This window comes from Chitinophaga costaii (assembly GCF_900094705.1).
Classification (GTDB): domain Bacteria; phylum Bacteroidota; class Bacteroidia; order Chitinophagales; family Chitinophagaceae; genus Chitinophaga; species Chitinophaga costaii.
Genome location: NZ_FMAR01000005.1, coordinates 121,530 through 141,678 on the forward strand (window position 1 = coordinate 121,530; position 20,149 = coordinate 141,678).

General features: G+C 48.1%; 19 protein-coding genes. 7 read left to right on the plus strand and 12 right to left on the minus strand.

Translation table 11 applies throughout. From position 1 onward, the window contains the following. Positions 1-167: 167 nt before the first annotated feature. On the minus strand, positions 168-863 hold the full coding sequence (locus GA0116948_RS09175) for a cell division ATP-binding protein FtsE (RefSeq protein ID WP_089711339.1): 696 nt from the start codon (positions 861-863) through the stop codon (positions 168-170). A gap of 281 nt (positions 864-1,144) precedes the next feature. On the opposite strand from GA0116948_RS09175, the gene GA0116948_RS09180 reads away from it, so the two are divergent. Both GA0116948_RS09180 and GA0116948_RS09185 read left to right on the plus strand, forming a co-directional pair. Next, complete coding sequence (locus GA0116948_RS09180; protein ID WP_089711341.1) at positions 1,145-1,915, plus strand: TonB family protein; 771 nt, start codon at positions 1,145-1,147, stop codon at positions 1,913-1,915. A 1-nt stretch (position 1,916) separates the two neighbouring features. After that, positions 1,917-2,492 (plus strand): energy transducer TonB, encoded by a 576-nt coding sequence (locus tag GA0116948_RS09185; protein ID WP_089711344.1) that lies wholly within the window; start codon positions 1,917-1,919, stop codon positions 2,490-2,492. Between the two features lie 79 nt (positions 2,493-2,571). On the opposite strand, the gene GA0116948_RS09190 is transcribed toward GA0116948_RS09185, so the two are convergent. Then, entirely contained in the window at positions 2,572-3,750 is a 1,179-nt protein-coding gene (locus GA0116948_RS09190; protein ID WP_089711346.1) for an AIR synthase related protein, read from the minus strand. A gap of 157 nt (positions 3,751-3,907) precedes the next feature. Between GA0116948_RS09190 and GA0116948_RS09195 the strand changes: the two genes are divergently transcribed. Beyond that, positions 3,908-4,840, plus strand: coding sequence for a bifunctional riboflavin kinase/FAD synthetase (locus tag GA0116948_RS09195; protein WP_089711348.1), 933 nt, complete (start codon positions 3,908-3,910; stop codon positions 4,838-4,840). 86 nt (positions 4,841-4,926) lie between these two features. Here GA0116948_RS09195 and holA read toward each other — a convergent pair whose 3' ends face one another. Both holA and GA0116948_RS09205 read right to left on the minus strand, forming a co-directional pair. Then, positions 4,927-5,922 carry a DNA polymerase III subunit delta gene (holA, locus tag GA0116948_RS09200; protein WP_089711350.1) on the minus strand — a complete coding sequence of 332 codons (996 nt, stop codon included), beginning with the start codon at positions 5,920-5,922 and terminating at the stop codon, positions 4,927-4,929. A 15-nt stretch (positions 5,923-5,937) separates the two neighbouring features. Next, positions 5,938-6,660, minus strand: a complete 723-nt coding sequence (locus GA0116948_RS09205) for a ribonuclease H-like domain-containing protein (RefSeq protein WP_089711352.1) — start codon at positions 6,658-6,660, stop codon at positions 5,938-5,940. Positions 6,661-6,759: 99 nt separating this feature from the next. On the opposite strand from GA0116948_RS09205, the gene GA0116948_RS09210 reads away from it, so the two are divergent. Both GA0116948_RS09210 and GA0116948_RS09215 read left to right on the plus strand, forming a co-directional pair. After that, complete coding sequence (locus GA0116948_RS09210; protein WP_089711354.1) at positions 6,760-7,731, plus strand: hypothetical protein; 972 nt, start codon at positions 6,760-6,762, stop codon at positions 7,729-7,731. A 336-nt stretch (positions 7,732-8,067) separates the two neighbouring features. Beyond that, entirely contained in the window at positions 8,068-8,469 is a 402-nt protein-coding gene (locus GA0116948_RS09215) for a response regulator (protein ID WP_165798417.1), read from the plus strand. Positions 8,470-8,706: 237 nt separating this feature from the next. Here the strand turns inward: GA0116948_RS09215 and GA0116948_RS09220 are convergent, their stop codons facing one another. Further along, positions 8,707-10,335, minus strand: a complete 1,629-nt coding sequence (locus tag GA0116948_RS09220) for an ABC-F family ATP-binding cassette domain-containing protein (RefSeq protein ID WP_089711358.1) — start codon at positions 10,333-10,335, stop codon at positions 8,707-8,709. Positions 10,336-10,558: 223 nt separating this feature from the next. Here GA0116948_RS09220 and GA0116948_RS09225 point away from each other — a divergent pair, with 223 nt between their 5' ends. Beyond that, positions 10,559-11,215, plus strand: coding sequence for a carbonic anhydrase (locus tag GA0116948_RS09225; protein WP_089711360.1), 657 nt, complete (start codon positions 10,559-10,561; stop codon positions 11,213-11,215). Between the two features lie 165 nt (positions 11,216-11,380). Next, the gene (gene murI / locus GA0116948_RS09230) at positions 11,381-12,202 is read left to right on the plus strand and encodes a glutamate racemase (protein WP_089711361.1); all 822 of its coding nucleotides are present in this window, start codon (positions 11,381-11,383) and stop codon (positions 12,200-12,202) included. A 31-nt stretch (positions 12,203-12,233) separates the two neighbouring features. On the opposite strand, the gene GA0116948_RS09235 is transcribed toward murI, so the two are convergent. The 7 genes from GA0116948_RS09235 to GA0116948_RS09265 all read right to left on the minus strand — a co-directional run bounded on the left by GA0116948_RS09235 (position 12,234) and on the right by GA0116948_RS09265 (position 20,098). Beyond that, a complete protein-coding gene (locus tag GA0116948_RS09235) occupies positions 12,234-13,586 on the minus strand; it encodes a Gfo/Idh/MocA family protein (protein WP_089711363.1) in 1,353 nt (450 codons plus the stop codon). Positions 13,587-13,756: 170 nt separating this feature from the next. Beyond that, positions 13,757-14,518 carry a succinate dehydrogenase/fumarate reductase iron-sulfur subunit gene (locus tag GA0116948_RS09240; RefSeq protein ID WP_089711365.1) on the minus strand — a complete coding sequence of 254 codons (762 nt, stop codon included), beginning with the start codon at positions 14,516-14,518 and terminating at the stop codon, positions 13,757-13,759. 36 nt (positions 14,519-14,554) lie between these two features. Further along, positions 14,555-16,528 carry a fumarate reductase/succinate dehydrogenase flavoprotein subunit gene (locus tag GA0116948_RS09245; RefSeq protein WP_089711367.1) on the minus strand — a complete coding sequence of 658 codons (1,974 nt, stop codon included), beginning with the start codon at positions 16,526-16,528 and terminating at the stop codon, positions 14,555-14,557. Positions 16,529-16,548: 20 nt separating this feature from the next. Beyond that, entirely contained in the window at positions 16,549-17,226 is a 678-nt protein-coding gene (locus GA0116948_RS09250) for a succinate dehydrogenase cytochrome b subunit (RefSeq protein WP_089711369.1), read from the minus strand. A 269-nt stretch (positions 17,227-17,495) separates the two neighbouring features. After that, positions 17,496-18,059 (minus strand): hypothetical protein, encoded by a 564-nt coding sequence (locus GA0116948_RS09255; protein ID WP_089711371.1) that lies wholly within the window; start codon positions 18,057-18,059, stop codon positions 17,496-17,498. Positions 18,060-18,265: 206 nt separating this feature from the next. Further along, positions 18,266-19,078, minus strand: coding sequence for an N-acetylmuramic acid 6-phosphate etherase (murQ, locus tag GA0116948_RS09260; RefSeq protein WP_089711373.1), 813 nt, complete (start codon positions 19,076-19,078; stop codon positions 18,266-18,268). Positions 19,079-19,180: 102 nt separating this feature from the next. Continuing rightward, the gene (locus tag GA0116948_RS09265) at positions 19,181-20,098 is read right to left on the minus strand and encodes a BadF/BadG/BcrA/BcrD ATPase family protein (protein ID WP_240619192.1); all 918 of its coding nucleotides are present in this window, start codon (positions 20,096-20,098) and stop codon (positions 19,181-19,183) included. Positions 20,099-20,149: the final 51 nt, after the last annotated feature.

Consider the following 20,149-nt stretch of genomic DNA (forward strand, 5'->3'; position numbering starts at 1 on the left):
GTCGGTATTTTACCGTGCAAAAGTAGGATTAATATTTCCAAACACCAAAATGAAATACAAAATCCCTCCCGGCCAAGTCCTGGAAGCCACCCGTCCTGCTCGAAATAAATTACTGAAATTCAATTATTTAAAAGGCATGGTAGCATAAACGTGGCGTGCTATCTGGTCTAGGAAAAATTTACGGCAGCGTTATCGATCACCTGTCCGTTCTCGGTGCGCAATACCCTGCTTGGAAATTTTTGCAGCACAATGTAGTCGTGAGTAGCCATTACAATGGCGGTATCATCTTCCCGGCAAATACGAAACAGTAGTTGCATAATACCGTCGGAAGTTTCAGGATCCAGGTTGCCGGTAGGTTCGTCCGCCAGGATTAGCTTGGGCGAGTTCAGCATAGCCCGGGCAATGTCTACCCGTTGCTGCTCTCCACCGGAAAGCTCATAGGGCATTTTAAAGCCCTTGGTACCCAGCCCCACCTTGTCCAGCACATCCGTTATTTTATCCTCCATTTCTTTTTTATCCTGCCAGCCGGTGGCCTTCAGGGCAAATTTCAGGTTATCGTGTACATTCCGGTCGTTTAGTAACTGGAAATCCTGGAACACCACCCCCAGGTTACGGCGCAGGTAAGGCACCTTTTTCCAATCCATTTTTTTAAGGTCAAACCCTACTACCTGGCAGGAACCTTCATGGAAAGGCAAGTCCCCGTACAGGGTTTTCAGTAAGCTGGATTTGCCCGTACCCGTTTTGCCAATCAGGTAAACAAACTCTCCCTTATTCACGCTGATGTTTACATCCGACAAGATCAGCGACTGACCCTGGTAAATATTGGCGTTAGATAACTGTATAATGGGCTGTTCATCGATCATGCTGCTGGCTTTTAACTATAGGAAACAAAAATAGTTGTTAGCCATCAATTTTGACAAAAACTAAAAAAATAGTTTACCCCATAGCAGGCCTTAGGGATGGAAAACATGCGTCACCAAGCACCATATCGGCCAGCAGTAGCTGCCGGACTGCCACCCATCTGAATGTTGTTGTCTACTTAAAATTCTTGTATAGATTTGCCAAACCAGCGACCGAAGTGCTGCGCAACTACATGTGCTTTAGTTTTAATATATTATCTTTAGCCAATTAATTCCGTTAGGACATGATTTACTCCCTCCTGCTTTGCCTGCAACTGTCGGTGCTGGCTCCCACTGATACCCTATTGCCCCATCCACTCACCCAGTACGACCATCCAACGCCGCTGCTGCGATCTGGCACTTACAGCATGTACACAGAAGCCGAACCCTTTTTTCCTGGCGGGGAGGATGCTTTGCGCCGTTATGTTGGTACTAACCTGAAATATCCTGCCACGACTGATTCCGGCTTCGTGAATGTAAAATTTCACCTCAATGAAAAGGGTAAAATGCAGCATCCCGAAATTATTTTCAGCAGCAGCCCGGCCTTGAATAGTGAAGCACTCCGGCTGGTAAAAACGATGCCTAGTTGGGCACCTGCTTTACAAAACGAAGTGCCGGGTGGTGCAGTCATTATCCTATCGGTTGTATTCTCCCACGATCAGACAATGTACTTCACGCCTACCGGCGCACCGGTGCAACAGGTAACGGTGGGCCATACCATGAAACCTCCTGCTTTTCCAGGTGGCGAAAATGCATTGAATAATTACCTGCTATCTCATATTCAATATCCCGAAATAGCAAGACGCAAGCGCATGCAGGGGGTGGTGCAGGTACAATTTATTGTGAACCAGGAAGGTAAAGTAACCAATGTAAAAGTAGCCGGTGAGCCACAATCTTACTTCGATGCCGAAGCTATACGGGTAGTGGCTAACATGCCAGATTGGGAACCCGGTACCAAAAATGATGTACCCACATCGGTGCGGTTCAATCTTCCGGTGATCTTTTCTTTACAATAACATGAAAATATCCCTGCTGCTCCTCACCAGTTGCCTGCTGTTTTCTTGCACAGCTGCTAGCCAATCCAATGGGTGGGTTACACCTGCTTATCTCCATGCAATACCCACAGACAGCATTGCGTCCGTGCAGGTATACGACCACTCAGAGGAGCTGGTAACTAGGGGCGGCCTGCATTACAAGGCTCCTTATCAAGCCCCCGTTGTCACCTGGATGGCAGATAGCAGTGCAACATTTTATAAAACGCCGGATGGCGATACTATTTTTGTATACCTGCCTTACCTCCCCACTTTCCCTGGTGGGCAGGAAGCCCTGCTCAAATATTTTTCCCAGGAGCTGCATTATCCCAAAATGGCGGCAGATAATGGAATAGTAGGCACCCTACGCCTTCAATTTGTAGTAACTGCGCAGGGCAACATCCGGGATTTAAAGTATATAGGACAACCCACAGGTGGCGGCCTGGAGGAAGAAGCCTTCCGGGTGATAAAACGCATGCCCCACTGGCTGCCTGGCACGGTGCATGGCCATCCGGTAGCCGTGCAGGTTATCATTCCATTGCATATAGATCCGCAAGAATAATTCAATAACATCCTAGCCACATAAAAAAGGGCGAAGCATTTTTACCATGCTTCGCCCTGTGCTATTTGCTAAAAGATACTTAGTGATAGATAAACGTTCCCGCTGGTGCTTTTACCGTTACCTGCCGGGTGGGCGCAGCTTCTACGCGACCCACAACCTGTGCTTCAATATGGAAACTGTTAGCCAGCGCAATGATGGCTGCTGCAATATTTTCCGGTACATAAATTTCCATGCGGTGGCCCATGTTGAACACCTGGTACATTTCTTTCCAACCCGTGCCAGACTGTTCCTGAATAAGCTGGAACAAAGGCGGAATGGGGAACAGGTTATCCTTGATCACATGCAGCTTTTCAATGAAATGCAGCACCTTGGTCTGTGCGCCACCACTGCAATGCACCATACCATGAACCTGCGGGCGAAATTGTTCCAACACTTTTTTGATCACCGGTGCATAGGTGCGGGTGGGCGATAGTACCAACTTACCTGCGTCTATGGCGCCAAAGCCGGGAATATCTATCTTATCGGTCATTGCCTTTTTGCCGCTGAATACCAGGTTTGCCGGTATGGCCGGGTCAAAGCTTTCCGGATATTTTGTGGCGATGGTTTTATTAAATACATCGTGCCGGGCAGAGGTAAGGCCGTTGCTGCCCATACCACCGTTGTAAGCCGTTTCGTAGGATGCCTGCCCATAGGAGGCCAGTCCCACCACTACATCACCGGCTTGTATGCGGTCGTTAGAGATCACCTGGTTGCGGGGCATACGGCAGGTTACCGTGCTGTCTACAATGATGGTGCGTACCAGATCGCCCACATCGGCGGTTTCGCCACCTGTGGAGTGAATGGAAATACCATGTTCCCGCAGGGCTGCAAGAATTTCCTCTGTGCCGTTGATGATAGCGGCAATCACTTCACCGGGTACCAGGTTTTTATTACGGCCTATGGTAGAAGAAAGTAGAATATTTTCAGTTGCACCCACGCAAAGCAGATCGTCCAGGTTCATAATAATAGCATCCTGGGCAATGCCTTTCCATACTCCCAGGTCGCCGGTTTCTTTCCAGTAGGTGTAGGCCAGGCTGGACTTAGTACCGGCACCATCGGCATGCATAATATTACACCAGGCATTATCGCCGCCCAGCACATCGGGCACCACCTTGCAGAAGGCTTTAGGGAAAAGCCCCTTATCGATATTACGGATGGCATTATGCACATCTTCTTTGGCCGCAGATACCCCACGCTGGCTGTACAGATTCTGATCCATGGTACGTAATGCGTTAATGGCTAAGGATTAAAGGGAAGGCCTACACACCGTTTCCTTTCGGCTTTTAACTATTAACTTTTTTTAAAGAAAGGCAAAGTTAACAGATTCTGCCCAAAACCTTTAGATTTGCCCATCGTTTTGTATTGGATTAGATTTTATGCAGGTTCACCGGGATTTGGGGCAATTGCCTGATTTTTATCGTGCAGTTATTACAATCGGCACGTTCGACGGGGTTCACACGGGCCACCGTTATATATTGCAACAGCTGGACAAGTCGGCTAAAACCAGTGGTGGCGAAAAGGTGATCATTACCTTTGACCCCCATCCCCGGGAAGTGCTGCGCCCACAGGACAAGCCCATTCACATTCTCACCACCCTGCCGGAGAAAATAGCGCTGCTGGAGCAGTGCGGCATAGACCACCTGGTGGTAGTACCCTTCACCATGGCCTTTGCTGGCATGAGCGCCAGCGATTATATTGCAGATTTCCTCATTGCCCGTTTTCACCCCCATACCATCATCATCGGGTACGATCACCGCTTTGGCCATAACCGCGAAGGCGGCCTACCGCTGCTGGAACAGGAACAAACCCGCTATGGATATGAACTGATAGAAATACCTGAGCAGGTGGTACACGACCTCACGGTAAGCTCCACCAAGATCCGCGCAAACCTCGAAGCCGGCCAAGTAGCCTTGGCCAATGAACTGTTGGGGTATCCTTACTGCATCAGCGGCACGGTCATGCATGGCGATAAAATGGGCCGTCAGTTAGGCTATCCAACGGCCAATGTGCAACTGCCCGATGCCCGCAAACTTATTCCCGCAGAAGGCATTTATGCCATCCGGGTGCAATTGCAGCAGGAAACCAACTGGCGCCCCGGCGTTATGAGCATTGGCACCCGCCCCACCTTTAATGGTGCCGACGTTCGCCTGGAAGCCCACCTCTTCGATTTCCAGGGCGACCTCTACGACCAGGTAATTCATATTCAATTCATCGAATACCTGCGTCCCAACCGCAAGTTCGACGATGTAAAGGCACTTATTGAACAAATGGATAAAGACTCCGCAAGGGCCAAAACTATCCTGGCCTGAAACGTAGGCCAATACCTGCCTGAACAACAAAAAAAATTCCGGCCTTCCTGGAAAGCAGGAAAAGATTATTTCGCAGGAACTACTGCTTAGTACATTACTTTAAACAATAACTCCTTCATCAATTCCCCGTCCGCTACCCCACTGTCGTTGATGCCAATGCTACGCAGGTTGTAAGCATGCAGCAGCAGGATAGCGCGTTCACTCCCATCTGCGCCATAGGCACGGGCAGCGGCGGTATAGTCCTTTACAAAAAAGGGATGTACGCCTAGTGCGCCGGCAATTTCTTTTTCACCCCCTTTTACGCCGAAAATCATATTCACCTTTGCAAAGAAATTATATAGCGCGGGAATAACCATCTGGATAGGACCGGCTTTAGGATTGGCTGCAAAATATTGTACAATGCGCATCACCTTGGCACCGTCTTTTAATCCCACGGCATTTTGTAGTTCAAAGACATTATATTCTTTGCTGATGCCTACATATTTTTCTATATCGCTTTCATCTATCTTTTTGCCTTCCGGCAGGTTTACCAGCAGCTTATCTATTTCATTGGCTATGCGCGACAGGTCGTTGCCGATATGGTCTACCAGCAGTATACCCGCCTTTTGTGAAATGGCCAGGCCCCGGCCGCGCACATAGGCTTCTACCCAGGCCGGCAATTGGTTATCATACATTTTTTTGGTGGTGAGCATAACCCCCTTTTCTTTGATGATCTTAGAGAGTTTGCTTCGGCCATCTATTTTACCCTGTTTATGGGCTACCACGAAAATGGTGCTGGACAAGGGGTTTTCAATGTAGGCTTCCAATTTCAGGAGGTCGCGCATACCCTGCGCTTCTTTAAGGATCACCACCTGTTTGTCGGCAAACATGGGATAGCGGCGGCAGGCATTTACCACCGTACTCCAGTCGGCGTCTTTACCATACAGCACCGTAAGGTTAAAACCCTTCTCTGCTTCGTCCAGTAATTTATCTTCGGCAAAGGTGGTTACCTGGTCAATGAAAAAATCCTCCTCCCCTTCCAGCCAGTACAGCGGGCGGTAATGCTTGTTCTTCCATTCCTGGATAATATCGTTGTAATCCATAATTTATTGCGGGCTTTAGGCCAGTATCACATCTTCTGGTAAAATAAGTGGCAGGCATTTAAAACGCAGCAGCAACTGGGCTACGGCCACCACGTCTTTCTGGCAGTAGTCGGCAATGCGCTGCAGGTTATGCTCTTCCCAATACACTTTGGCCACCATGCTGCCATCGATATCGTCTTTAGGCGTGGGAATATTCAGCACAGCCGTGAGCAGGCGCAGCGAGGTATAATTCTTGAAATCGCCAAAACGCCACAACTGCATGGTATCCAGCATAGGTAGTTCCCAGGGTTTAAAACCATGGATGTGCAGGGCGGGTGGCAGTGCACATTGGTTGATCACACTGCGGCGGCAAATGTAAGGAATATCGAATTCCTTGATATTATGCCCTGCAAATTGAAAACGGGGGAATCTGGTATGAAACTTTTGTACCAATTGTAAAAAATCAATGAGCAAAGCAGCTTCATCATCACTGGCAAATGATTTTATCCTAAGCTGATGCCGACCATTTTCCACATGAAAAAAACCTACTGAAATGCAGACAATCTTGCCAAATTCTGCAAAAATGCCCGCCCGGTTACCGTAAGTCTCCTCCGGATCAGTTGAATCTGGCGCAGTTTTTGTCATTTTGTCCAACCAAAGCGGTTGTAGCGCCGCCGGCACCTGGGAAAACCTTTGATATGCGGGGGTCGTCTCTATGTCTAGCAGGAGTAATTGATCTAAGGCTATGTTTTGCAGCACCTTTAAAAAAATTTAATATTTATTGCTAAAATACGCGCAGAACGCCCTTAATTTGCATTAACATTTTTAACCATACAACTAACATAAAACAAATAATTTATGACAGAGAACACGTTTAATGCGCCTGCACCAGGACCTTCCTCCAATTCAGGCGGACCTGAAAAACCTCGTAGCAAAAACGCCATTATCTACGGAATTCTGATAGCCGCACTGGCAGGTACCTGGATATATATGTTGTACGATAAACACAATTCCAATACAGCCATTACCGAAAAGAATACGCAGATCGATTCTATTTCTTCTTCCCGCGATGCACTGCAACAAGAATACAATGCAGCCAATGCCCGACTGGATGATTTGATTTCTCAGAACAGCCGCATGGACAGCCTGGTGAAAACCAAAGATAAGGAAGTGAATGATATGAAGGCCCGCATCCAAAGCATACTGGCCAATAAAAATGCCACCGCTGCCCAACTGAAAGAAGCACAGGACCTGATTAATAAACTTAAATCTAACATTGAAGATTACCAGGCTACCATTGAAAAACTGGAAGGCGAAAAAGTAGTGCTTACCGGTGAAAGGGATGTGGCCCGCAAACAACGCGACTCTGTAAGCGTTGTAAAAGATTCCCTCAGCAAAGTAGCCGAAGTAGGTTCTGTATTACATGCATCCAATATAAAAATGACTCCTATTAACCTGAAACGGAACGGCAAGGAAAGTGAAACTTCCAAAGCCAAACGTGCAGACCTGATGCGGGTAAGCTTTGACCTGGACAACCGTATTGCTACCAGTGGTCAGAAAGATATTTATGTAGCTATAACCGCACCCGACGGTACGCCGCTGGCAGTAGAAGCCCTGGGCAGTGGCCGCTTTACCCTGCAGGATGGTACTGAAAAATTGTACACCGCCAAAACCACCATCGATTATGTGTCTGGTACTACCAAAGAAGCACATGTAGACTGGAAACAAAATTCCGACTTTAAACCCGGTGAATATAAGGTAGACATTTACAACCTTGGCTACCTCATCGGTAGTGGGAATGTGACCCTGAAAAAAGGCGGCTTGTTCTAAGCAAAACAATAATAATTTATTCATAACGAAGGCGAAACCATCCGGTTTCGCCTTTTTTCGTTCGTTAATGACTTGTAAATTTTGTTAAATATTGGTTATTGATAAAAATATATATATAAAATAAAATAAAATTAAGTTTCTTTGCCCATCATTTATACGTAATGCAGAGCGTACACCAAAAACTTTTCAGTGAAGGCTCGAGAGAATGATCATTAAACTAAAAACTGTAGACTAGCAAATGTAGTGATGGAAGTTCACGTGGATTAACCCAGTTTTGCTTAAATGAAGACCATACAAAACCAGCATTAAATGTCGCCTCTCCTAAATTTAATAAGCATGGAAGATACACCCAAGCTCGTGTACGTAGTTGATGATGATGAAATATTTCATTTTATCATTAAAAAAATGATGGGCCAACAGTTCGGGCAAGTGTCTGTTACTTCATTCTTGTCTGCAGAAGACGCGCTGGAAACCCTCACCGCACCGGTAGCTTCTGATTCCCTGCCTTCTCTAATTATCCTGGATATGAACATGCAACGTATGAGTGGCTGGGATTTCCTGGATGCATACCGGGATATTAAAACCAGCATACCCAAACACATCCCGATCGTAATGTGTTCTTCCTCAATAGATCTGCGGGACATGCAAAAGGTACAAACCATCCCGGAGCTGACTGCTTATATTACAAAACCTTTGGATAAAAGTAAATTGAAAGTACTGGAAGATTATCTCTGCTAAATAGCATGTAGTACTTAAAAAATTAAAAGAATATTGCTACAGCTTGTTATAAAAGATTGTTGTGTATTAATAGAAAGCCACCTGCAAATAGCAAGTGGCTTTTTTAATGGGATCAAATATATCGGGTCGCTGAAACCTACTCCTCTAAAGGATTTCAGCTACAAAAAAAACCACCGGTTGCTAACAACTGGTGGTTTCAACTATTGTAATAAAGCTTTTTAAAAATAGTTCAGCCTTTTAACTATACATTTCTGCTCTCAGCGCTTTTACCCTTTCATCCGCCAGGTATTCGTCGAAGGTCATGAGGCGATCTATAATACCTTTGGGCGTAAGCTCAATGATACGGTTGGCCACCGACTGCATAAATGTATGGTCATGGGTGGTAAAGAGTACAATGCCTTTGTAGTTGATCATGCTTTCATTGAAAGACTGGATAGATTCCAGATCCAAGTGGTTGGTAGGCTCGTCCAGTACCAGCACGTTAGGATCTTGCAGCATCATGCGGGAAATCATACAGCGCACTTTTTCACCACCACTCAGCACCGATGTTTTCTTCATGATCTCATCGCCGCTGAAAAGCATTTTACCCAGGAAGCCACGCAAGAAAGCCTCGTCTACATCGGCGGTGATGTGAGGGGGTACAAACTGGCGCAGCCAGTCCATGAGGTTTAGGTTATTTTGAAAATACTGGCTATTATCATTGGGCAGGTAAGCGGTGGTAACGGTGGTACCCCACTCATATTTACCGCCGTCGGCCTTCACCTCGCCATTGATCACCTGGAAAAAAGTGGTAAGGGCTACGTGTTCGCGCGACAGGAAGGCAATTTTATCGCCCTTGTTTACAGAGAAACTGACGTCGCTAAACAGCTTGCCGCCGTCTGCTTTCTTTTCCAGTTTTTCTACGTTGAGTATTTGGTTACCAACTTCCCGCTGCTGTTTAAAGATAATACCTGGGTATTTACGGTTGGAAGGCTGAATGTCTTCTATTACCAGCTTATCCAGGGCTTTCTTACGGGAAGTGGCTTGTTTACTTTTAGAAGCATTCGCAGAGAAGCGGGCAATGAAGTCCAGCAAGTCTTTGCGTTTGTCTTCCATCTTCTTGTTCTTATCGGCCACCTGGCGGGCGATTAACTGGGAAGACTCGTACCAGAAGGAGTAGTTACCGGTAAAGATCTGGATTTTGGCGCGGTCTACATCCGCCACGTGGGTACAGATGGCATCTAGGAAGTGACGGTCGTGGGATACCACGATCACGATATTTTCATAATCGGCCAGGAAATTTTCCAGCCAGCCAATGGTTTCTACGTCCAGGTCGTTCGTAGGTTCATCCAGCAGCAGGATATCGGGATTGCCGAAGATCGCCTGCGCCAATAGTACCCGAACTTTCAGGTTACCGCTAATGTCGCCCATCAGGGAGCCGTGCAGGTCTTCTTTTACACCCAGGTCAGACAGCATGGAAGCAGCGTCGCTTTCGGCGGTGTAGCCGCCCATTTCGCCGTACTCGGCTTCCAACTCGCCGGCGCGCATACCGTCTTCTTCGGTGAAATCGGCCTTCGCATAGATGGTATCGCGCTCCAGGGCTATTTCCCAAAGCTTTTTATTACCCATCATCACGGCGTTAAGTACAGTTACATCGTCAAAACCAAAGTGGTTCTGCGACAGCACGCTCATGCGCTCGCCAGGGGTGATCTCTACGGAACCTTTGTTGGGCTCTATTTCGCCGGACAATATTTTGAGGAAGGTGGATTTACCAGCACCGTTGGCACCAATAACCCCATAACAATTGCCTTTGGTAAAATTCAGGTTAACTTCATCAAACAACACCCTTTTGCCGTAAGACAGAGAAACATTTTTTACACTGATCATGCGCTAATAAATGGATTTGAAGCCGCAAAAGTAAGTATTTATTAGCATTTTGATGATGTATGGGTGGTGTTAATATGCCGTTAAGGCCCGGGCCGCCAATGTGGGCACAGGCCGGCTTACCAGACCGGCATTTTGTTGCAGTTGGAAATTATCTTTTGTTCTTTAACTTAGTCCTTAAAATTCAAACTTGCCCCAGGCATGTAACCCACAAACGAAACCAACCATGACCAAATACGAACAGATTTTTGAGAATAACCGGCAATGGGTAGCCGAGCACAAAGCCAATGACGCGCTATTCTTTGAAAGACTAGCCGGTGGTCAGCAGCCTGAATACCTCTACATTGGGTGTAGCGACAGCCGTGTACCCACTAACGAGATCATGGGCCTGGGGGCCGGCGAGGTATTCGTGCACCGCAATATAGCCAACCTGGTGGTGAATGCCGATTTGAACGTGATGTCGGTGATCAATTATGCGGTACGCCACTTACAGGTAAGACATATCGTGGTATGCGGGCATTACCAGTGCGGCGGCGTAAAAGCCGCTATGCAGTCGGAAGACCTGGGCATCCTAAATCCATGGCTGCGCAACATCCGCGATGTATACCGGCTACACAAGGAGGAGCTGAACCTGATTACCGACGAAGCACAGCGGTACGACCGCCTGGTGGAGTTGAACGTGCAGGAGCAATGCATTAACGTGATCAAAACTGCCGCAGTACAGCAATCTTACATTAAAGATGGTTATCCCACTGTTCACGGATGGGTATTCGATATCCATAACGGCCTACTGAAAGACCTTAAGATAGACTTTGAACATATCCTGCATGAGATCCAGGAAATCTATGACCTGACCGGGCAGGGGGTTAAAATCAATAAATAAATGGTGCTGCAATTAAACATTCACTAAGCCCCGAGGCCAGGGGATGCTGTTGCCCATTGAAAGAACCTTTATCAACTATAAAAAACCGATGTTGTTTAACACGACAAACTGAGGCATTTAATGCGACCGGTATAAATTGATTAATTTTATACCTCAATCTATTTTATGCAAGGACCCATCGGTGTATTTGATTCGGGCTATGGCGGGCTTACCGTACTGAAAGAAATTATGGCCACACTGCCGCAGTACGACTACCTGTACCTAGGCGATAACGCCCGTGCTCCCTATGGTAACCGTGGCTTCGAGGTAATCCACGAATACACGCTGGAATGTGTGCAGCAGCTTTTTTCCATGGGCTGCCCGCTGGTAATACTGGCCTGCAACACCGCATCTGCCAAGGCTTTGCGTACCATCCAGCAGAAAGACCTGCCCTTCATGGAAGATCCTACCCGCCGCGTGCTGGGGGTAATACGGCCCACCTCCGAACTGGTAGGCACCCTCACGCAAACCGGCAAGGTGGGCATACTGGCTACCAATGGCACGGTAAATTCTGAATCCTATCCTATCGAGATCCATAAATTTTTCCCGGACGTAAAGGTATACCAGGAGGCCTGCCCGCTGTGGGTGCCACTTATTGAAAATAACGAACATGAAGGCGCCGGCGCGGATTATTTCGTACAGAAACACCTAAACCATATCCTGGAACACGATGCAGAAATTGATACGCTGATACTGGGCTGCACGCATTACCCGCTGCTCATGCACAAGATCAAACAATACGTGCCGGGTGGCATTACGGTGATCTCCCAGGGCAAGATTGTGGCGCACAGCCTGACCGATTATTTGCAGCGGCATCCGGAAATGGAGGTACGCCTGAGCAAGAACCAGTCGCGCGCTTTCCTGACTACAGATGATCCGGCCATTTTTGAAAAAATGGCGAGGATATTTTATGGGGAAGAAGTAATGTGTGGGAAGATGGAGTTTTAATGCATGCTTCCCTGCATGAATAGGGTGCGCTTTAAATCACTTGCATTTTATCGGCGTCCCATTTAATTTCTTTGCGTCCGAAATAACTCTGGTTAGTAAGAATGGCCGGGCCAGCGGCGCGGAGCCCAAAGGAGGCGTCTTCCACAATCTGCTGTCCGCTGCGTACGCCTGCGAAAAAGTTTTTAAAATGATCCAAGCGGTCGTCGTAGCCTTCCGGTACAGCATAAAATTCCGAGGTTGGTGCAGGGGTTTGCTGGTCTGCAGCACTGTAAGTTTTGTTGTATTGGCGAACGTAGGCTTCCTGTTCTGCTTTGGTATAGGTACTGAACGAGTCCCAGCCATCATATCCGGGGGCTTTGGGCAGGCCTCTTTTTTGAAGGCGTACACTGCGGTCTGTTAGTTCCAACACGCCTTCGGAGCCTATGAGCCGGGTGGCTTCCCCTCCCCCGCCCCCGTCGGCAAAGTTTACGCGGAGCGTTAGTTGAAACTGCGGATGCTGGCTGGTTTCGGGGTATTCAAAAATGGCGGTCATTACATCCGGCACATCGCGGCCATCTTTCCAGTATGAGAGGCTACCGCTTGCAAAAATGCGGCTGGGACCTTTGCTACCAGTAATCAAATGCAGGCCAGAGATGAGGTGTACGAAAAGATCGCCGGGAATGCCGGTGCCATAAGCCTGATAATTGCGCCAACGGAAAAACCTTTTAGGATCCCAGCCTACTTTGGCGGTATCTTTTAAATAGGTGTCGTAATCCACCGTGCTGGGCGAGGCGTCTGTAGGGATGGAATATTGCCAGGCGCCCAGGGCATCGTGCCGGTCCATGTGCGCTTCCACCATGTTCAGCTTACCGATATTACCCGCCCGGAAATGCTCCTGTGCCTTAGCAAATGCCAGGCTGCTTACCCGCTGGCTACCCACCTGGAATACTGCCTTGGTGCGGCGCTGGGTATCTATCACTTGGTGGCCTTCGGCAATCTGCTGCACCATTGGCTTTTCACAATACACGGCCTTGCCGGCTTCCATCGCAGCAATGGAAATGGTGTCATGCCAGAAATCGGGCGTGGCCACGATCACGGCGTCTATGTCTTTGCGGGACAGCAACTGGCGGTAGTCGCGGGTAGTAAAAAGGCCTGGCCCATACAACTCTTTCGCATGGGCCAGGCGGCCATCATACAGATCGGCTACGCCTGCAAGTTCCACACCCGGTACCTGCAGGGCGCAAGCCACATCGCCAAAGCCCATGATACCCATGCCTATACAGCCAATGCGGATCTTATCATTGGTAGAAAATGGCTTTGCAAGGGAAGAAAAGGGGTGTACGCCCAAAAGTAGTGCTGCACCGCCAGCTTGGCGGATAAAAGTTCGGCGGGATTGACTGGACATATGGAGTTAATTTATAACATGGATTAATACTGTAAAATATAAGCATAAAATCCGGGAGATGCAAATTTGCAGGAAGAATGGTAGGGAGGCACAACGTACAGGGGGATACAACAAAAAGGCCTGCACGGATTGCGCAGGCCTTACCTTTTATTACGATTACAGTTACATGCTTACTTGCTGACAGCACCGGCGGCGATGAACTCGCGGTTCAGGCGGGCGATGTTGGTCAGGGAAATTTGTTTAGGGCATTCCGCTTCGCAAGCACCCGTGTTGGTGCAGGAGCCAAATCCTTCTTTATCCATCTGGGCTACCATGTTCAGGGCGCGGGATTCTTTTTCCGGATGTCCTTGTGGAAGCAGGGCCAGTTGGGATACTTTCGCGGAAACGAAGAGCATGGCGGAGGCATTTTTGCAAGCCGCCACACAGGCACCGCAACCAATACAGGCGGCAGCAGCGAATGCTGCATCGGCCTTGTCCTTATCGATCGGAATGGCATTGGCATCCACGGCATTGCCCGTATTTACCGAGATAAAACCACCCGCTTCGATAATACGGTCAAAGGCGCTACGATCTACCGTAAGGTCTTTGATCACTGGGAAAGAGCCGGCTCTCCAGGGTTCTACGGTAATGGTATCGCCATCTTTGAAAGCGCGCATGTGAAGCTGGCAAGTAGTGGTACCAGCCCAGGGACCGTGCGCACGGCCATTGATATGCATAGAACAGGAGCCGCAGATACCTTCCCGGCAATCATGATCAAACGCGATCGGCTCTTTGCCTTCGTTAATCAGGCGCTCGTTCAATACGTCGAACATTTCCAGGAAAGACATTTCAGAAGAAATGCCGGGTACCTGGTAATTTTCAAAACCACCTTTGTCGTTCTTATTTTTTTGTCTCCAAACCTTAAGGTTCAGGTTCATGTTATAATGTTCCATTGTTAAATGGTTTGTAGTAATGATAAAAAGCTTCCCTTACTTGTAATTACGCTGGGTGGGTTTGCATTCCACAAATTCCAGTGCTTCCTTATGCAGTTCATATTGACCATCCCCTTTGTATTCCCAGGCGGAAACGTAGGAAAAGTTTTCGTCGTCGCGTTTGGCCTCTCCGTCTTCTGTTTGCGATTCTTCCCGGAAGTGGCCACCGCAGGATTCCCGGCGGTTCAGCGCATCGAGGCACATCAGCTCACCCAGTTCCAGGAAGTCGGCCACGCGGCCAGCCTTTTCCAATTCGGGGTTAAACTCATTGGCAGTACCCGGCACCCGCACATCTTTCCAGAATTCTTTGCGCAGTTCCTGTATTTCAACGATGGCTTCTTTGAGGTTGGCTTCATTGCGGGCCATACCGCATTTTTCCCACATGATTTTACCGAGCTTCTTGTGGAAGTGGTCTACCGACTTAGTACCTTTAATGTTCAGGAAGGTATCGATAGTGGCTTGCACGGCCTTTTCTGCTGCTTCAAATGCGGGGTGGGTAGTAGGAATAGCCTTGGTAGAGATATCATCCGCCAGGTTATTGCCCAGGGTGTAAGGGATCACAAAATAGCCGTCTGCGAGGCCCTGCATCAATGCAGATGCACCGAGGCGGTTAGCACCGTGGTCGGAGAAATTTGCTTCGCCCAGGGCGTACAAGCCTGGAATGGAGGTTTGTAATTCGTAATCCACCCAGAGACCGCCCATGGTGTAATGTACCGCAGGATAAATGCGCATAGGCACTACGTAAGGGTCTTCCCCGGTGATCTTAGCGTACATTTCAAAGAGGTTACCGTATTTCTCCGTCACCACTTCTACGCCCAGTTTATAAAGCATATTAGCGTCTGCGTTGTGGATACCGCGTTTACCAGCCTCGATATGGCCGTAACGGCTGAAGGCTTCGGAGAAATCGAGGTACACGGCTTGTTTGGAAGAACCCACACCATAACCGGCGTCGCATCTTTCCTTGGCCGCACGCGATGCCACGTCGCGGGGCACCAGGTTACCGAAGGCCGGGTAGCGGCGTTCCAGGTAATAATCTCTTTCTTCTTCCGGTATTTCGTTAGGCTTGCGGGGATCGTCTTTTTTCTTTGGCACCCAGATACGGCCATCGTTGCGCAGTGATTCCGACATCAGCGTAAGCTTAGACTGGTGGTCGCCAGACACCGGTATGCAAGTGGGGTGTATTTGTGTAAAGCAGGGATTGCCAAAGTAAGCGCCCTGGCGGTGTGCCTTCCAGGCGGCGGTTACGTTAGATCCCATGGCGTTGGTAGACAGGTAGAACACATTACCATAACCGCCTGTGCAGAGCAGCACTGCGTGGCCGAAGTGGCGTTCCAGCTTGCCGGTTACCAGGTCGCGGGCAATGATGCCGCGGGCCTTGCCGTCTATCTTTACAATATCCAGCATTTCATGGCGGGCAAACATTTCCACGTTGCCCAGCGACACCTGCCGCTGCAGCGCGGAATAGGCGCCCAGCAAAAGCTGCTGGCCGGTTTGGCCGGCGGCGTAAAAGGTACGCTGCACCTGGGTACCGCCAAAAGAGCGGTTGCTCAGCAGGCCCCCATATTCGCGGGCAAAGGGTACGCCCTGCGCCACGCATTGGTCAATAATATTTGTGCTCACTTCTGCCAGCCGGTGTACGTTAGCCTCGCGGGCGCGGTAGTCGCCCCCTTTTACGGTGTCGTAAAATAAGCGGAAAACGGAATCGCCATCGTTCTGGTAATTCTTGGCCGCATTGATACCGCCCTGTGCCGCGATGCTATGCGCACGGCGGGCGCTGTCTTGAAAACAGAATGCTTTTACTTTATATCCCAACTCTCCCAAAGAAGCAGCCGCCGAAGCGCCCGCCAGGCCAGTACCCACGATGATCACCTCCAGCTTGCGCTTGTTGGCCGGGTTTACCAGCTTACAATGTCCTTTATAGTCGTTCCATTTATCATTTAATGAACCGGCAGGAATTTTTGCGTTCAACATAATATCCTTGCTTTACTGAATTATTTGAAATAGATGATCAACGGGATGATGGCGAAACCTACCGGAACGGCTATTCCAAAGATCCATACGCCGATAAAGTTCAGCAACCCGTTATATTTTACATGGTTAAGGCCAAAGGTCTGGCAGGCACTCTTAAAGCCATGCACCAGGTGGAAGCTCAGGGCAATCATACCAATTACGTAGATGATCACAATCCACAATTCTTTGAACGCCACCTGTACCACCTGGTAGAGATCTTTATATTCTTCCCCTTTGTAAGTTACCGTTGGCACTTCGCCATAATGGAATAAGTACCAGAAGTCTTTGAGGTGAATAATAATAAAGATCAGCAGGATACTGCCCATGATCGCCATTTGGCGGCTGAACCAGGAAGAAGTTTGATTACCAGGATTCACTGCATAGCGTACAGGACGGGCGGCACGGTTGCGGAAGGTAAGTTGTAAAGCTATACCGGCATGTAACAGGATCACCAATTTAAGCCCCCATGCAATGAACTGGATCAGGTGATTATGACCCATAAAGGCAGCGTAGGCATTGAAAGCTTCGCCGTTGTCGTTGTACAGTAACTGAAAATTGCCTGCAAGATGTACCAGTACAAAGCTGCACAGGAAAAAGCCGGTAGCACCTACCAATAACTTCTTTCCTATGGAGGTACCGAAGAATTGTGACCACTTCATAGTAATTATCTAAGCTTCCTTGAGTGACGTGATGAATTATAAATGACAAATAACCGGGCAAATTTAAAGCAGGAAAAATTAAAACCAAATGATATTTCTCAGGTATTGCCCATAGACGCATTCACTGTGCCTAAAATACGCTTTATTAAAATATAGTATGTAGTAAGTACAAGGTAATATGTACAATGTAGTAAAAAATAACCTTCCTATTAGATCTTTGCGGTAAAATAATATTAGTTAGCAGCACCATCTTTGTTGTAGCGCTTTTTTTATTCAAGCCTGCGCAGCATCATATTGTCGATCAAATTATAGAGGTGTTGTGGCTGGTAAGTGCGCCATTTGTCTATGTCTAGCAGATGAATGTAATTATCCAGGTGGGCGTTTTCAAATTCCTGGCGGGTTTGCTCCGGCATATCTACACTTACCATCCAGCCGCCTTCGTCCTTAATATCATCCCACCATTCTTCGTAATAACAATCGTCGGAAGAATGGAAGTTGAGTACGTTTTCGGTAATGAGGATAAATTTGTAAATGCCCTGGGCGATGAATATGTCCACCACATCCCGCTTCAGGGTCATGATATCGTTCTCTATGCAATCGTTCCACTCGCCGATCAGTTCAATAATTGCGTAATTAAACTGATAGTCGGCAAATAACACCTTCATGTAAAGATTGCGCGCGCCAAATTCGTCCCACTGTGGATGGATATAATAATTATAAACGGTGTTGGAATATTCAAACTCACTATATTCCCTCCCGTAAAAAGGCGACAGCTCATCCTCCTCTGCTGTATACAGGTGCCGCCAGTTATAAAAAGGTTCAATGTCATGCATAACTATCCTGATATGGGTCACTAAAAATTCCTTGTATTGTGCGGGATTACGCACCTTTCAAATGTCGTTTTTTTGGGTAGAAATTTAAAATCCTTTGTTATAAAAAAAACCGCTACTTTGCAGCAGCGGCTTAGGATTGCCCCGTTTATGGAACGATTTATGCTGCATAGGTGCAGCCAATATTTTTAGCTGTTTTTCTCCGCCGCTTACGGCTTATAATTTTCCGTTGCTTTCTTCACACTACCATATTGCAGCAGCAGGGTTTTGGCGGTGGCATAATCGGCGATACCAGCATTGTCCATCAACATATGCACCCCCCGATCTATCAGTTTCTCATTGCTCAACTGCATATTCACCATTTTATTATCGGCTACCCTGCCCAGTTGTATCATCACCGTAGTAGAGAGCATATTGAGTACCAGCTTCTGCGCGGTGCCGCTTTTCATACGGGTGCTACCCGTTACAAACTCAGGGCCTACCACCACCTCCACGGGATAATCGGCCTCCGCAGACAAGGGGGTATCCGGGTTGCAACTAATGCTGCCGGTGGTAATGCCCCGCTGGCGGCAGGCCGCCAAGGCGCTGATTACGTAGGGGGTGGTGCCGCTGGCGGCAATACCCACTACTACATCTTTTTCAGACACATCACATTCCCGCAGGTCTTTCCAGCCCTGTTCACGGTCGTCTTCCGCAAACTCTACGGCCTTGCGGATGGCACCATCGCCCCCGGCAATAATACCAATCACCCAACCATGAGGTACCCCAAAGGTGGGTGGACACTCCGAAGCATCTACAATGCCCAAACGCCCGCTGGTACCCGCTCCCAGGTAAAACAACCGGCCACCGGCCAGCATTTTATCTGCGATGGCTGCAGCTAATTGCTCAATTTGCGGAATCGCTTTTTTCACGGCCAAAGGCACACTTTGGTCTTCCTTGTTAATATTTTCCAGCAATTCCGTTAAACTCATTTTTTCTAAATGGCGGTAGTGGGAAGGTTGCTCAGTAATGCGTTGGAACATGGGTAAAAATTTGTGCACAGTACCCGGTACTATGCAGCGGATAAATAATTAGATGATTAGCTAAGTATGCGGTACAGCAATATGGTACATCCTTTTTCCCGGCTATTCGCCATGAAAGTTTACCAGGCCTTCCAGCGGAGAGCGTACGATAGTGCCAAGCTGTAATTCATACAGTTCGCACAGCGTTTGGATTACATCACGGAAGGCGTGGGCGATGCCGCCGGAAAAATATAAAGGGCTGGTCCAGCTTTCCCGGTATTTGTACAAGTGGTTGAAGAAAAATTCGTTTATGCCATCTTCCAGCGCATTTTCTATCAGGAAGTGGCCCCTGTTTTCGGTGAGAAAGCCGGCAAAAGACGCCAGGTATCGATTGGCCAATGGTTTACGGTATACGTTTTCCAGGATTTGATCGCGGGTCACCTGGTATTTTGCATCAAACTTAAATTTCAGCTCCTCGTCGAAACTATCGTATAAATAATATTGAAGCAGGCGCTTGCCGAGATAGGCGCCACTACCTTCATCGCCCAGCACATAACCCAGGCCCGGATTATTTTTCACGATAGTGATGCCATCATAAAAACAGGAATTGGAACCGGTACCCAGGATACTCACCACACCGGGATGGCGGCCACAAAGGCCACGGGCGGCACCCATCAGGTCGTGGTTTACGGAGATATTGGTTTGGGTAAATACGGCTTGCAGCGCGTCTTCCACCATGCGGGCATTGGCAGGTGCCAGCAAACCGGTACCGTAAAAATATAGTTCGTGTACTTGCAACAGGGCCGGATATTGGCGCACCAATTCCGTCTGGATAATTTCTTGTACCTGCGCAGGCGTCTGGAAATAGGGGCTGATACCCTGCGTGCTGAATGTACGACGGTGGCCATCTTCCACCAGGCACCAATCGGTCTTGGTAGAGCCGCTATCGGCGACCAATATTGTTTTCACCTGCATTTTGCGGTCTTTTAGGAAATAAAAATGCCAACCACCATTTGCGTTGAATTGTGCTATTTTTGCCACAATTTAATTAAAACGCATCCATTTAAACAAATCGGTAGCAAGGCGTATGGC

Bases quoted from the DNA above. Each gene is read 5' to 3' on its own strand.
- GA0116948_RS09175 (WP_089711339.1), bottom strand. From the start codon at position 863: ATGATCGATGAACAGCCCATTATACAGTTATCTAACGCCAATATTTAC.
- GA0116948_RS09180 (WP_089711341.1), top strand. From the start codon at position 1,145: ATGATTTACTCCCTCCTGCTTTGCCTGCAACTGTCGGTGCTGGCTCCC.
- GA0116948_RS09185 (WP_089711344.1), top strand. From the start codon at position 1,917: ATGAAAATATCCCTGCTGCTCCTCACCAGTTGCCTGCTGTTTTCTTGC.
- GA0116948_RS09190 (WP_089711346.1), bottom strand. From the start codon at position 3,750: ATGGATCAGAATCTGTACAGCCAGCGTGGGGTATCTGCGGCCAAAGAA.
- GA0116948_RS09195 (WP_089711348.1), top strand. From the start codon at position 3,908: ATGCAGGTTCACCGGGATTTGGGGCAATTGCCTGATTTTTATCGTGCA.
- holA (WP_089711350.1), bottom strand. From the start codon at position 5,922: ATGGATTACAACGATATTATCCAGGAATGGAAGAACAAGCATTACCGC.
- GA0116948_RS09210 (WP_089711354.1), top strand. From the start codon at position 6,760: ATGACAGAGAACACGTTTAATGCGCCTGCACCAGGACCTTCCTCCAAT.
- GA0116948_RS09215 (WP_165798417.1), top strand. From the start codon at position 8,068: ATGGAAGATACACCCAAGCTCGTGTACGTAGTTGATGATGATGAAATA.
- GA0116948_RS09220 (WP_089711358.1), bottom strand. From the start codon at position 10,335: ATGATCAGTGTAAAAAATGTTTCTCTGTCTTACGGCAAAAGGGTGTTG.
- GA0116948_RS09225 (WP_089711360.1), top strand. From the start codon at position 10,559: ATGACCAAATACGAACAGATTTTTGAGAATAACCGGCAATGGGTAGCC.
- murI (WP_089711361.1), top strand. From the start codon at position 11,381: ATGCAAGGACCCATCGGTGTATTTGATTCGGGCTATGGCGGGCTTACC.
- GA0116948_RS09235 (WP_089711363.1), bottom strand. From the start codon at position 13,586: ATGTCCAGTCAATCCCGCCGAACTTTTATCCGCCAAGCTGGCGGTGCA.
- GA0116948_RS09240 (WP_089711365.1), bottom strand. From the start codon at position 14,518: ATGGAACATTATAACATGAACCTGAACCTTAAGGTTTGGAGACAAAAA.
- GA0116948_RS09245 (WP_089711367.1), bottom strand. From the start codon at position 16,528: ATGTTGAACGCAAAAATTCCTGCCGGTTCATTAAATGATAAATGGAAC.
- GA0116948_RS09250 (WP_089711369.1), bottom strand. From the start codon at position 17,226: ATGAAGTGGTCACAATTCTTCGGTACCTCCATAGGAAAGAAGTTATTG.
- GA0116948_RS09255 (WP_089711371.1), bottom strand. From the start codon at position 18,059: ATGCATGACATTGAACCTTTTTATAACTGGCGGCACCTGTATACAGCA.
- murQ (WP_089711373.1), bottom strand. From the start codon at position 19,078: ATGTTCCAACGCATTACTGAGCAACCTTCCCACTACCGCCATTTAGAA.